The organism is Chryseoglobus sp. 28M-23, assembly GCF_014789785.1.
GTDB lineage: Bacteria > Actinomycetota > Actinomycetes > Actinomycetales > Microbacteriaceae > Microcella > Microcella indica.
This window is the reverse complement of sequence record NZ_CP061846.1, coordinates 1,047,966-1,061,483: the sequence shown is the minus strand read 5'-3', so window position 1 is coordinate 1,061,483 and position 13,518 is coordinate 1,047,966. Positions and strand designations below refer to the sequence as shown.

10 protein-coding genes are annotated in these 13,518 nt (G+C 71.0%); 6 read left to right on the top strand and 4 right to left on the bottom strand.

Going from position 1 to position 13,518, the window contains the following annotated elements:
• Window positions 1-11: 11 nt before the first annotated feature.
• Entirely contained in the window at window positions 12-2,576 is a 2,565-nt protein-coding gene (gene leuS / locus IE160_RS05165) for a leucine--tRNA ligase (protein WP_191151833.1), read from the bottom strand.
• Between the two features lie 89 nt (window positions 2,577-2,665).
• The gene (locus tag IE160_RS05160; protein WP_191151832.1) at window positions 2,666-4,114 is read right to left on the bottom strand and encodes an anthranilate synthase component I family protein; all 1,449 of its coding nucleotides are present in this window, start codon (window positions 4,112-4,114) and stop codon (window positions 2,666-2,668) included.
• A gap of 12 nt (window positions 4,115-4,126) precedes the next feature.
• On the opposite strand from IE160_RS05160, the gene IE160_RS05155 reads away from it, so the two are divergent.
• The 6 genes from IE160_RS05155 to IE160_RS05125 all read left to right on the top strand — a co-directional run bounded on the left by IE160_RS05155 (window position 4,127) and on the right by IE160_RS05125 (window position 9,834).
• Entirely contained in the window at window positions 4,127-4,924 is a 798-nt protein-coding gene (locus IE160_RS05155) for an aminotransferase class IV (RefSeq protein WP_191151831.1), read from the top strand.
• Between the two features lie 77 nt (window positions 4,925-5,001).
• Window positions 5,002-5,646 (top strand): DedA family protein, encoded by a 645-nt coding sequence (locus IE160_RS05150; protein WP_152583081.1) that lies wholly within the window; start codon window positions 5,002-5,004, stop codon window positions 5,644-5,646.
• A gap of 84 nt (window positions 5,647-5,730) precedes the next feature.
• Window positions 5,731-7,287 (top strand): DUF2510 domain-containing protein, encoded by a 1,557-nt coding sequence (locus tag IE160_RS12530; protein ID WP_224744588.1) that lies wholly within the window; start codon window positions 5,731-5,733, stop codon window positions 7,285-7,287.
• A gap of 280 nt (window positions 7,288-7,567) precedes the next feature.
• On the top strand, window positions 7,568-8,428 hold the full coding sequence (locus IE160_RS05135; RefSeq protein WP_191151830.1) for a DUF2510 domain-containing protein: 861 nt from the start codon (window positions 7,568-7,570) through the stop codon (window positions 8,426-8,428).
• A gap of 35 nt (window positions 8,429-8,463) precedes the next feature.
• The gene (locus IE160_RS05130) at window positions 8,464-8,775 is read left to right on the top strand and encodes a tryptophan synthase subunit alpha (protein ID WP_152583083.1); all 312 of its coding nucleotides are present in this window, start codon (window positions 8,464-8,466) and stop codon (window positions 8,773-8,775) included.
• Window positions 8,776-8,979: 204 nt separating this feature from the next.
• Entirely contained in the window at window positions 8,980-9,834 is an 855-nt protein-coding gene (locus IE160_RS05125; RefSeq protein WP_191151829.1) for a DUF2510 domain-containing protein, read from the top strand.
• Between the two features lie 15 nt (window positions 9,835-9,849).
• Here the strand turns inward: IE160_RS05125 and IE160_RS05120 are convergent, their stop codons facing one another.
• Both IE160_RS05120 and IE160_RS05115 read right to left on the bottom strand, forming a co-directional pair.
• On the bottom strand, window positions 9,850-12,426 hold the full coding sequence (locus IE160_RS05120) for a DEAD/DEAH box helicase (protein WP_191151828.1): 2,577 nt from the start codon (window positions 12,424-12,426) through the stop codon (window positions 9,850-9,852).
• Between the two features lie 243 nt (window positions 12,427-12,669).
• The gene (locus IE160_RS05115) at window positions 12,670-13,476 is read right to left on the bottom strand and encodes a BtpA/SgcQ family protein (RefSeq protein ID WP_284438298.1); all 807 of its coding nucleotides are present in this window, start codon (window positions 13,474-13,476) and stop codon (window positions 12,670-12,672) included.
• Window positions 13,477-13,518: the final 42 nt, after the last annotated feature.

The following is a 13,518-nucleotide window of genomic DNA, read 5'->3' as shown; positions in this document are numbered from 1 at the left end:
CGGGGAGAGCCCTACTTCTTGGTCGCGATGTTGACGACGCGCGGGGCGCGCGCGATGACCTGCGCGATCTCGCGGTCGCCGATGGCCCGCTGCACGGCCGCGGACGCCCGCGCGAGCGCCTCGAGCTCGTCGTTGCCGATCTTGGGGCTCACCTCGAGCCGGTCGCGCACCTTGCCGTCCACCTGCACGACCGCCGTCACCTGGTCTTCGACGAGCAGCAGCGGGTCGGCCTTGCGCCAGCCCGCGAAGGCCACGAGGGTCTCCTTGGTGCCGTCGAAGTGGCCGAGGCGCTGCCACATGTCCTCCGCCGTGTGGGGCGCGTAGAGCGAGAGACCGACCGCGACGACCTCGACGGCCTCGCGCACGGCGGGGTCGCCCGCGCCGGGGCCCGAGTCGATCGCCTTGCGGATGGCGTTGACGAGCTCCATCGTGCGCGCGACGCCCACGTTGAACTTGAACGCCTCGATGAGCCCCGGCACCTCCGAGAGGTACTTGTGGGTCACGCGGCGCAGTGCTTGGTCGCCCGTCTCCGGGTCGGCGCCGACGGGCGCGGTGACCTCGCCCGACAGCCGCCAGGCGCGGGCGAGGAACTTCTGCGAGCCCGTGACCGACACGTCGGCCCAGTCGATGTCGTCCTCCGGCGGGCCGGCGAACGCCATGGTGAGGCGCACGGCGTCGACGCCGAACTGGTCGAGCTCCTCGGTGAAGTACACGAGGTTGCCCTTCGACTTCGACATCTTCGCGCCGTCGAGAATGACCATGCCCTGGTTGAGGAGCGCGCTGAACGGCTCGGTGAAGCTCACATAGCCGAGGTCGAAGAGCACCTTCGTGATGAAGCGCGCGTACAGCAGGTGCAGGATCGCGTGCTCGACGCCGCCGACGTACTGGTCGACGGGTGCCCACTTCTCGGCCTGCGCCGGGTCGAAGGCCTTCGTCGAGTCGTGCGGGTCGAGGAAGCGCAGGAAGTACCAGGAGGAGTCGACGAAGGTGTCCATCGTGTCGGTGTCGCGGCGCGCGGGCCGGCCGTCGGGAGTGGTCGTCGCGACCCACTCCTCGAGGCCGCCGAGGGGCGAGGTGCCCTTCGGCTTGAGGTCCATGCCCTTCTCCCACGGCAGTTCGAGGGGCAGAGCATCCTGCGCCAGGGGCACCTCCTCGCCGTCCTCCGTGTACATGATCGGAATGGGTGTGCCCCAGTACCGCTGGCGGCTGATGAGCCAATCGCGCAGGCGATAGGTCTTGGATGCTCGGCCCGTGCCGCGCTCCTCGAGAAGCTCGATCGCCCGCTTGATGGCGTTCGACTTGCTGAGGCCGTCGAGGGGGCCCGAGTTGATGAGGCGCCCGTCGCCCGTGAGGGCCTCTCCCGTCACGGCGGGGTCGATCGTCGGCGGCTCCTCGTTGAGCATCTCCTCGGTGATGACGGGAATCGTGCCCGTCATGGGCGCGGTCGTGTCGACGACCATGCGAATGGGCAGGTCGTACGTGCGGGCGAAGTCGAGGTCGCGCTGGTCGTGCGCGGGCACGGCCATGATGGCGCCGTGGCCGTAGTCGGCGAGCACGTAGTCGGCGGCCCACACGGGGATGCGCTCCCCGCTCACAGGGTTGATCGCCCAGCGGTCGAGGAAGACGCCGGTCTTGTCGCGCGTTGCGTCCTGCCGGTCGATCTCGCTCTTCTTCTGCGCCTGCTCGAGGTAGTCCTGGAACGCCATGCGCACGTCGGGCGTCGACCCGGCCGCGAGCTCGGCGGCGAGGTCGCTGTCGGGGGCGACGACCATGAAGGTCGCACCGAAGAGCGTGTCGGGGCGCGTCGTGAACACCGTCACGGGCGAGTGGTGGCCCTCGATGACGAAGTCGACGTCGGCGCCGACGGAGCGGCCGATCCAGTTGCGCTGCATCGACAGCACCTTGGCGGGCCACGAGCCCTCGAGCTGGTTGAGGTCGTCGAGCAGGCGGTCGGCGTAGTCGGTGATCTTGAAGTACCACTGGGTGAGCTTCTTCTTCACGACGACGGCGCCGGAGCGGTCGGAGGTGCCGTCGGGCAGCACCTGCTCGTTGGCGAGCACGGTCTGGTCGACCGGGTCCCAGTTGACCCAGCTGTCCTTGCGGTAGGCGAGTCCCTTCTTGTACATCTCGAGGAACAGCCACTGGTTCCAGCGGTAGTACTCGGGGTCGGAGGTGTGCAGCACGCGGTCCCAGTCGAAGCTCGCGGCGTAGCGCTTCATCGACGCCTTCTGCTGCTCGATGTTCTCGTACGTCCACTCGCGCGGGTCGGCGCCGCGCTTGATGGCGGCGTTCTCGGCGGGCAGGCCGAACGAGTCCCAGCCGATCGGGTGCAGCACCGTGAAGCCGCGCTGGCGCCAGTAGCGGGCCACGATGTCGCCGAGCGCGTAGACCTCGGCGTGCCCCATGTGCAGGTCGCCCGAGGGGTAGGGGAACATGTCGAGGATGTACTTGCGCGGCTTGGACTCGGGCGCGTCGGCGGTCGAGAAGGGCGCTAGCTCCTCCCACACGGGCGCCCAGTGCGCCTCGATACGGCGGAAGTCGTAGTCGTTCTCGTCGTTCTCGTCGTGGTGGCTCACGCTGCTCACAGTTCTCTCACTCGCGGTAGTGCAGGGGGGTGGGGGCTCGCACAACGGCAGGCGGGAATGACCGCTGCGGGCGCGAACTCTCAGGGTACCGGCTGAGCCTGCGCGCCGAGCGCTCGCAGCAGGGCCGCTGCCTTGAGGTGCATCTCGGCCGTCTCGGCCTCCGGTTCGCTCAGCGCGGTCACGCCGCCGCCCGCTCCGATCGTCGCTGTCTGCCCCTCGAGCAGGATGCTGCGGATCACCATCGCGAGGTCTGCCGAGCCGTCCGCCCCGAGGTAGCCGAAGGCGCCGGAGTACACGCCGCGCGGCCCCGCCTCCCACTCGGCGAGCAGCTCGATCGCGCGCCGCTTGGGCGCGCCCGTCATCGATCCGGCGGGCAGGCACGCCGCGACCGCGTCGAGCGCGTCGAGGCTCTCCCGCAGCCGCCCCTGCACGGTGGAGACGAGCTGGTGCACGTGCGCGTAGCTCTCCACCTCGAGCAGCCCCGTGACGGCGACCGTGCCGACGTCGCTCACGCGGGAGAGGTCGTTGCGCATGAGGTCGACGATCATGAGGTTCTCGGCCTGCTCCTTGTCGCTCGCCTTCAGCTCCGCGGCGAGCGCCGCATCCCGCACGGGGTCGGCGTGGCGCGGCCGCGTGCCCTTGATGGGGCGCGTGCTCACCGTGCCGTCGCTCACGCGCAGGAACGTCTCGGGGCTCGCGCTCAGCAGTGCCGTGCCGCCGATGCGCAGCAGCGCGCCGTGGTGGGCGGGGCTGCCGCGCCGCAGCCGGCGGTACACCTCCACGGGGTCGTGGTCCGCGTCGTGGGCGCCCGTCACGCTCGCCTGCGTCGTGAGGCACAGCTGGTACGCCTCCCCTTCGCGGATCGCCTCCTGGCAGCGGGCCACGAGCGCCGCGTAGTGGGCGTCGTCATCGCGCCACACGGCGGTGGCCGGCTGCGGGTCGGCGACGGGGGGCGGGGATGCTGCGCTCGCGCCGCGCACGAGGTCGAGCATCCGGTGCCGCCAGTCGGCGATCTCGCCGCTCCACTGCCCCGTACCTGCATCGTCGAGCGCCACGAGACTGACGGTGCCCGCCTCGTGGTCGATGAGCACGCCGCGGTCGACGCGCAGCCAGGCCGCACGGTGGTGACCCGGCACGGGCGGAACGGGCATGCCCATGGTCTCGCCCCGCAGCTCGTAGCCGAACCAGCCGATGAGCCCGAGCGGCACCGCGTCGTCGCCGAGGCTGTCGCCGCCACTGCCGCCGCCACTGTCGGGCTGCCGACCGAGGGCGGGCATCGCGGCGAGCGCCGTCCGCAGCGCGGGCAGCACGGGCTCCCCCTCCAGCAGGGGCACGCGCTCGCCGACGGCGAGGAGGCTGCGGCCGGAGCGCGCCCCCACACCGCTGTCGAGCCACACGAGTCCGTCGGCGTCGGGGTGTGCCGCGTCGAGGCGCAGCAGCAGGGCCTCGGCGTCGAGGGCGGGCAGGTCATCCACGCCATCGACGGCGCCGACGCGCCCGAGGGGCTCGACGAGCAGACCGTGACGCATACGCTGAATCCTATGAGTGAGGCACTGCACGTCTGGCGCGGGTCCTCCGCGACCGACGGCCCGTGGCAGCCGGTCGACTGGTGCGACCCGCACGCGGGCGCCGTGCTCGCGGCCGACTCGTGGCGCGTCGTCGACGGCGCAACGCGCGGCCTGCACCATCACCACGACCGCTTCCTCGGCAGTGTCGCCGCACTGCTCGGTGAGGCGACCGAGCCGCAGGCGTTCTGGAGCGCCGCGCTCGCCCTCATCCCGAGCGAAGGCGACTGGTTTCCCCGCGTGGAGCTGCGGGCTCGCGGCGAGGGCGCGCAGCTCTCCCTGCGCGTGCGCCCCACCCCGCCGACCAGCACGGAGGCCGTCGTCGCCACGGCACCGCACGACCCTCGCATCCAGCCGCGCATCAAGGGCCCCGACCTGGAGTCTCTGCAGCGCCTGCGCACGCTCGTGCAGCCGCACGGCGCGCAGGAGGCGATCATCCTCACTCCCACGGCGGAGGTCGTCGAGGGCGCGTACAGCTCGCTCGTGTGGTGGCGGGATGGGGTGCTGCATCGCGTGGATGACGCTCTGCCGCGCATCCCGAGCGTCACCGAGCGGATCGTGACCGACGCGGCGACGGCGGAGGGCGTCGAGGTGCGCGCGGTGCAGGCGCACCCGCGCGACCTCGATGGGGCCGAGCTGTGGGTGCTGAGCGCCCTGCACGGCCTGCGGGTCGCGACCGAGTGGGTGCAGGGGCCGCGGCTCGTCGTCGAGCCGGGGCGCGCCGAGCGAGGGCGCGCGTGGCTCGACGCTGCGCGTCGACCGCTGCTCCCCTGAGCGCCGCGCGTCGACCGCTACTCCCCTGAGCGCCGCGCGTCGCCCGCTGTTCACCTGAGCGGAGTACACCAGGGCCTGTGGATGCCCTCACCGAGTGGGTCGTCGCCGCGGCCGCATCGCCCTGGGCGCTGCCCGTCACGGCTCTCCTCACCGTCGCCGACGCGTTTCTCGTGGTCGTGCCGAGCGAGACGGTCGTCGTGGCTCTCGGTTCCCTCGCCGTGTCGGAGGGCACCCCGAACCCGTTCCTGCTCGTGCTCGTCGCCGCCCTCGCGGCCGTGGTGGGCGACAGTCTCACGTTCCTGCTCGGCAGCCGCCTCGGGGCGCCGCTGCTCGCCCGCGTGCGGCACGCCCGTGTGCGGGCCGTGTTCGCGTGGGCGGGCGAGAACCTGCAGCGGCGCGCGGCGCTCGTCATCCTCATCGCCCGCTACATTCCGTTCGGTCGCGTCGCCGTCAACCTCGTGGCGGGCGCCACAGGCTTCCCGTACCGCCGCTACCTGCCCCTGAGCCTGCTCGCCTGCTCGGCCTGGGCGGTCTACAACGTGGGGGTGGGTGCGGCCTTCGGCGCGTGGCTCGGCGACTACCCCGTGGTCGCCGTCGTCGTGTCGATCGTGGTCGCCATCGCGGTCGGTCTCGTGATCGACGCGGTGCGCATGCGACGAGAGGCTGCGCGGGGCCCCCGAGTAGGGGACACCACGACGGGGGACACCACGACGGGGGGATGACGAATCATCGCTCCTGAGCCCCTCGCCCCGTACACTGACGGGGGCCGGTGTTCCACAACCGGCGAACAAGGGGGAACGATAATCGTGGCAGAAGACGACTACGGTCGCGTTCCGGCGGGCTGGTATCCCGACCCGCTCGGACTGCCGCAGCTGCGCTGGTGGGACAACACCGCGTGGACCGAGCACGTCTCCGACGCCCGCCAGCCGATGGTGCCGACCGAGGCTCCGACCGCTCCCGCGGCCCCGACGATGTTCGCCGACGACGACCTCCCCCGGCGTCGAGACCTCCGTACCGCGTCGACCCCTGAGGATGCTCCGCTCGACGACCCCGCACGGGAGGGCTCCGAGCCCGAGCAGCCGGCCGTGCAGCAACCCACGGCGAACGTCCTGCGCCAGCTCGCTCCGCCGACGACGGGCGCCGTGCCGCAGCTCATCGAGCCCGGCGACCAGGCCGAGCAGTCCGCGGCGCAGCAGTCGGCCGCGCCCCGCAGCGCCTCCTCGGCTCCCGCGGGCGGGCGACCCGCGAACTCAGCGGCGGAGGCCTTCGCCGCAGCCGCCTTCGCCGACCTGCAGGCCGAATCCGAGCTCAAGCCGCCGCAGGACCCGGCGCCCTCGCCGTGGGTTCCGCTGCAGCGCGACAGCGGCAGCGCGCCCGGTTCCGCTCCGGGATCGACGCCCGGCCCCGTCTCGGCGAGCGGCAGCGCACCGTGGGATCTCGGCGCAGGTTCCGCGCCGCAGCAGGGCAGCGCGCCGCACTACGGCTCCGCCCCCCAGCAGGGTTCGGCGCCGCAGTACGGCTCGGCACCCCAGTACGGGAGCGCGCCCCAATACGGCTCCGCTCCGCAGTACGGCAGCGCACCCCAGTACGGCTCAGCACCCCAGTACGGCTCCGCGCCGCAGTACGGCTCCGCACCCGGCTTCGCCTCGGCCCCCGGCGCCCCGCAGTACGCCCCCTACTCGCAGGAGTCGCCCCGCGCAGCGTCGGAGACCCGCCGCTCCGGAACCCACCAGGCGCTCGGAGCCCCCAGCGGCAACGTGCAGACCGTCGAGTCGTGGGCGATCGCGCTCCTGCCGATGCTGCAGCTGCTGCTGAGCCTGCTCGTCGTCGCCGCCTTCACGACGGGCCCGAGCCTCATCTTCATGGCCGTGATCTGGGTCGTGCCGTATCCGATCGTCGCCGCGCTCGCCTACTTCGACGCCCGCACCCTGCGCCGCCGCGGCATCGACGCCCCCGCCAGCTGGCTGTGGGCTCTCGGCACCGCGCCCGTGTACCTCGCTGCGCGTGCCGTGCGACTGAGCCGCGTCTCGGGTGCCGGGTTCGGCCCCGTGGCCGTGTGGCTGCTCGTCTCGGGTCTGGTCGGAGCATCCATTCTCGCCGTTCCCGGCCTCATCATCGCCGCGATGCCCGGAGTCTTCGCCGACCAGGCGGCCTCGACGATCGAGGCGAACGCCCGCTCGATCGGCACCATGCTCGACGTCGACTGCCCGGCCTCCCCGCCGCTCTTCATCGGCCAGCAGCTGCGGTGCCCCGCCGTCAACTCCTCCGGCGAGAACCTCGTCGTCACCGTGAGCCTGCAGCGCGCCAACGGCTGGATCACCTGGCAGGTCGACGATTGGGGCATCTTCAGCTTCGTTCGATAGGGCTGTCGTTCGATAAGCGAACGGCCCCCCTGCAACCGCCACACAGGCCCGGCATACTCGACAACCGAAGACAGATCACCGCAGCACCGCACCCAGCACCACCGAACCACCTACCCAGCACCACCGAACCACCTACCCAGCAGCACCGAACAACTGAAGATCGCACACCGAACGTCGCGTGGAACCCGAATAGCTTCGCGACACCCCCGCAGCACCGAACGCTGCGGGTGAAGCATCGCAACCCGGCCGGGGGGCCGGGAGCACACAGGGGGACCACATCATGACGACGACCGCGATTCAGGTGCCAGCAGGTTGGTATCCGGACCCGATCGCCACAGCCCACGGCGGCGAAGCGACTCACCGACGCTGGTGGGATGGCGCGCAGTGGACGGAGCACGTCGAGGCGCTCGCGCCCATGCCGGCGCCCGCCCCGCGCGAGCCTCTCGCGCAGCGCAACGACCAGGTCGCCGCTCCGAGCGTCTACACCCCGGCCGGATCGGCACCCGTGACGCTCACGCCCCGCGACTCCGCGCGCGCGGCGCACCGCATGTCGCTGCACTCGCCGAGCACCGACTCGGCATACTCCAGCTACTCGGCGAGCGTGCCCTCGGCCGCGTACCCGAGCCCCGCGCCGCTGAGCCGCCGGTCGGCGAGGACGCCCGTGAGCGCCGTGGACCTCGAGACGGCACGTCCGCGCCGCCGTCGCGAGAGCGACAGCGCCGTCGTCTCCGAGCCCCTCGAGCCGCGCCAGCGCGTCTACACCGCCTCCGTCTGGCTCATGGCGACGATGCCCATCACCCAGGCCCTCCTGATCTTCGCCGTCTTCACGAGCCTGCCGCCCGAGAGCTCGGCCTGGACTCGCGGGCTCACCGTCATCTTCCCGTTCATCCTCTACGCGGCGCTCGCGGGGCAGGACACGCGTCTCATGGCCCTCGCCGGCCACCTGCGCACGGCGCCCTGGGTGACCGCACTGGTCGTGCCGCCGGTGTACCTGGCCGTGCGCAGTGTGCGCATCGGTCGCACGACCGGCGCCATCGCGTGGCCGCTGTACGTGTGGCTGGTCGCCCAGGCTGCCGTCATCGGCACGTGGTGGGCTCTGGACCCCGCCGGCGTGCTCGCGACCATCGAGCCTCTGCTCTGACCCTTCCCCCACCTCCCTCGACGTAGGGTCGAAGGGTGAGCGACCGTGACCGGCCCCGAGGCGCGAGCCTCGAGGTTCTGCGCGCCGAGGCTCACGACGAGCTGCAGACGGTCATCCTCGCTCGCTGCCGTGACGGAGAGGACCCGTGGGACTTCATGACGGAGCTCCCCACCGTCGATGAGCTGGTGGTGTGGATGCTCCGGGCCGAGTCGATCCGCGCCGACCACGACCGGTTGCCCTCCCCGGCCCGCAACTATCGCGTACTGCGGCAGATCGCGCTCGACCACCCGGCCCTCACGACGACGGTGTGGCGCATGCTCGGCGACCTGGAGCGCGACGCTGGCTGACCTGCTCGGCGGCGAAGCGACCCCCGTTCTGTACCCCATCGAGTCCCCCTTACTGGGGACTGCGTGCTCGTAGGCTCCCGCACCCCCGCGCCGTAGACTTGCCGTCGACGAGCGTTGCGTTCACCCCACGGCCACTCCGCCGAGCGACGCGTCGTGTGACCCGCACCTCTGCGCTCCCGCTCCCGCCTTCCCCGAGGACCCGCCATGACCGAAGGTTCGACCCTCCCCGTCGCCGGGTGGTACGACGACCCTGAGATCGCGCTGCGGCTGCGCTGGTGGGACGGCGCCCGGTGGACCCAGCACACTCGACCCAAGCCGATCGCGCACGGCGAGCCCGCCTCCCCCGGCGCCGCGGTCGCGCACGGCCACGCCTCGGTGGCCGACGCCGCGGTGGCCGACGCCGCGGTGGCCGACGTCGCGGTGACCGGCGTCGCGGTGACCGGCGTCGACACGACGACCGACGCGAACGGGGCGGCCGTCGCGGCCCCGGTCGGCGAGGAACCCTACTCGTACTCGGTGCCGTACTCCGCCACGCCGACCTCGGCTCCGTCGAGCGCCTCCACGGGTGACGCCGGGCCGCGCACGCAGCTCGGCACCTTCGGCATGCGATCGGTGACCCGCAGCGACCTGTGGAACACGGCCGCCCAGTCGATGGAGTACACCCCGGAGCGCACCACGACCCTCGCGGCCTGGATGCTCGCTGCCACTCCCCTCGTGGCCTTCCTCGCCCAGCTCGCCGTGACGGTGCTCACCGGCATCGAGTCGACGCCCTGGTTCTGGGTGCTCGCCGCGAGCCTTCTGCCCATCATGTGGATCATCGTCTGGGTGCGGCGCGACCGCGAGAAGCTGCATGAGTGGGGACACCTCGAGCGCGCCTCCGGATGGTGGGCGCTTCTCGGCAACGTCGGCTATCTCGCGGCACGAGGCATCGTCGTGCAGCGTCAAGCGGGCCGCGGCTGGTGGCCGCTCATCGTCACCCTGCTGCTCACCGCGGGGCTCGTGAGCCTCGGCATCTTCACCCCCGCCCTGTTCCTCGTCTTCATGACGCCCATCCAGTAGCGCGGGGCACCCCGGCTACAGGCGCTTCAGGCCCTCCACGCGCACGACCGCTTCGCCGCGCTCCGCGCTCTGCGCGAGGTCGACGGTCGCGTGGATGCCCCAGTCGTGATCGCCGGCCGGGTCGTCGATGACCTGGCGCACGCTCCAGAAGCCGGGGCCAGCATCCGGATCATTCTCGGAGATCTGCACGAGGGATGCTGCGCGCGCGCCGCCCGCCGTGCCCATGCTCTCGTGCTCGGCGTAGTAGGCGTCGAGCGCCTCGGGCCAGCCCGCCTCCGGGTCGAGCTCGACGAGGTCGTCGTCGCGCTGCAGCGCCGCGAGCTGCACGCGGCGGAACAGCTCGTTGCGCACGAGCACGGTGAATGCCCGCCGATTGGTCGTGACGTCCGGCGGGGGCGGCGGCAGGATCGGCTCGCCTTCCACAACGTCGGAGTGAGGCGCCGTGAGCTGCGCCCACTCGTCCTGCAGGCTCGAGTCGACCTGCCGCACGAGCTCACGCAGCCACTCGATGATGTCGAGCACGTCCGGCGTCTTGGCGTCGTCGGGGATCGTCTGGCGGAACGCGCGGTCGGCGTCGCTCAGGTAGCGCAGCAGGAGGCCCTCGCTGCGGGCCAGCTGGTAGTGGCTCACGTACTCGGTGAAGCTCATGGCCTTCTCGAACATGTCGCGCACGACCGCCTTGGGGCGCAGCTCGACGTCGCGGATCCACGGCTGGGTGGCCGCGTAGGTCTCGAACATGGCCTCGAGCAGGTCGGCGAGCGGGCGCGGATGCGTGATGTCGTCGAGCGCCTCCATGCGCTCGTCGTACTCCATGCCCTGCGCCTTCATGCGGCCGATCGCCTCGCCGCGCGCCTTGTGCTCCTGCTGCCGCAGCACGGGCCGCGGGTCGTCGAGGGTGGCCTCGATGACGCTCACGACGTCGAGCGCGTAGTGCGGGGCGGCCTCGGGCGCCGCGCCGGGGACTGTGTGCTCATCGTCGGCGCCCGGCGCGGGCGGCGCGACCGTCGTGGCGTCGTCCTCCGGGTCGAGCGACTCGATGACGGCGAGTGCGAAGGGGCTGAGCGGCTGATTGAGCGCGAAGTTGGGCTGCAGATCGACCGTCAGGGTGATGCGCCCGCCGGGCTCGATGACGACGACGCCCGCGCGCACGAGGGTCTTCGCGATGCCGAGCGCACGGCGCACGAGCTCACGCCGCCGGTGCGGCGGCTCGTGATTCTGCGTCAGCAGCGCTCGGGCGTTACCGAAGACGTCTCCGCCGCGCGCGATGAGGTTGATGAGCATGGCCGCCGAGACCTGCATGCGGCTCTCGAGTGGCTCGGGTGCTCCGCCGATGAGCCGCTCGAAGCTCGTCTCGCTCCACGTGACGAAGCCGGCCGGTGCCGACTTGCGCACGATCTTCTTCTTCTTTTTCGGGTCGCTGCCTGCCTTCGTCGTCGCGGCGTGGTTCTCGACCTCGTGGTCGGGGGCCTGCACGACGACGAGCCCGGCCGTGTCGTACCCGGCGCGGCCGGCGCGACCCGCGATCTGGTGGAACTCGCGGGCCGTGAGCTGCCGCATCTTCTCGCCGTCGAACTTGCTGAGCGCCGTGAGCAGCACTGTGCGAATGGGCACGTTGATGCCCACGCCCAGGGTGTCGGTACCGCAGATGACGCGCAGCAGCCCGCGCTGGGCGAGCACCTCGACGAGTCGGCGGTACTTGGGCAGCATGCCGGCGTGGTGCACGCCGATGCCCGAGCGCACGAGGCGGCTGAGCGTCGTGCCGAATCCGGTCGTGAAGCGAAAGTCGCCGATCGCGGCGGCGATCTCGTCGCGCTGCTCCCGCGTGATGATGCGGATGCTCGACAGCGCTTGAGCGCGCTCCATCGCGGCCGCCTGGCTGAAGTGCACGACGTAGATCGGCGCCTGCCCGTCGTCGAGCAGCGTCTGCACCGTCTCGTGCACGGGGGTCTTCACGTAGTCGAACGTGAGCGGAATGGGCCGCTCGGCGTGCGTCACCTCGCTCACCGGGTGGCCCGTGCGACGCTCGAGGTCCTCGGCGATGGGTGTGACGTCACCGAGGGTCGCGCTCATGAGCAGGAACCGCGCGTGGGTCAGCTCGAGCAACGGCACCTGCCACGCCCAGCCCCGCTCGGGGTCGGCGTAGTAGTGGAACTCGTCCATGACGACGAGCCCCGCCTCGACCTCAGACCCGTGGCGCAGGGCCTGATTCGCGAGAATCTCGGCTGTGCAGCAGACGATGGGCGCATCCCCATTAACGCTGCTGTCACCCGTGACCATGCCGACGTTCTCGGCGCCGAAGATGTCGACGAGGGCGAAGAACTTCTCGCTCACGAGGGCCTTGATGGGGGCGGTGTAGTAGCTGCGCTGGCCCTGCGCGAGGGCGATCGCGTGGGCGGCGACGGCGACGAGGCTCTTGCCGCTACCCGTCGGGGTGGCGAGGATCACGTGCGCGCCGGCGACGAGCTCGAAGATCGCCTCCTCCTGCGCGGGGTAGAGCGTGAGGCCTTCGTCGGTGGCCCAGTTCTCGATCGCGTCGAAGGCGGCGCCGGCCTCGTAAGGGGCGGGCATCGACAAGAGCAGCGAGGAGGTCATCGCCTCCAGTCTCCCCCACCCGCCCGGGTCACAGTCTCCACACCTCAGGACTCGCCGACGCGGGCGCGTCTCCACAATTCAGGACTCGCCGACGCGGGCGCGTCTCCACAATTCAGGAGTCAGCACTCGAATACGGCGGTTCGGGATGCTCGCACGGCGTGTCGACCGGGTGCGAGCATCCCGATCTCCTGAATTGTGGAGACGGAGTTGTAGTGGGGCGAGCGCGAGAGCGCGTTGTCGCCGCTAGGCGAGGGTGGCGCGGAATTCGCGGGCGGCCGTCATCAACTGCACCACACGTGCAGGGTCGACCGTGTTCTCAAAGCGACCATCTCGCTTGAAGTAGGTGCCGACCACCGCACCATCAGCAATCGACAGTTGCTCGCCGACGTTCTCGGCCCGAACACCCGTGTTCACGAATACCGGAACGGTGCCTGCGGCGTTCTTCACGATCGAAAGGGCTTGTGTGTCAGTCGGCGCTCCCGCGGTCGCACCCGAGACGCACAGCGCATCGGGCAGAGTAGCGAACACGGTGGTCTTGGCGATCGAGGCGAGGTCGCGGTCGGCCAGGTACTGTGCCGACTCAGGAACGATGTTGAACAGCAACTTGACGTGCGAGGCACCGATCCGAGCGCGGTGACGCGCCACCTCGCCGACGTTGGTGTTCCACAGCCCGAAGTCGCTCGCGTAGACCCCAGTAAAGATCTCGCGTACCCACTGGGCGCCGGTCGCCATTGCCAGGTCGATCGATGCTCGAGCATCCCAGAGCACGTTGACGCCGAACGGCGCAGTGATTTCCGAGCGCAGCTCCCCGATGACGCGCGCCATGGTGATGGCAGTGATTGGCTCGGTCTGCGTCAGGTACGGAAGGCTGAACTCGTTGGAGAACATGACGCCGTCGACACCGCCTGCCTGCAGGTCGTGTAGTTCCTGACGAGCACGCGCGATCACTGCGTCGAGGCCCGCTGACGAATCGTACCCGGGGTCGCCCGGCAGCGCAGACAAGTGCAGCATCGCGATCACAGGCTTCTTCACCGCGAAGATGTCGTCCAACCAGGTGGTCATGATGCTCCTTTTCTGCTGCCCGACAATCAG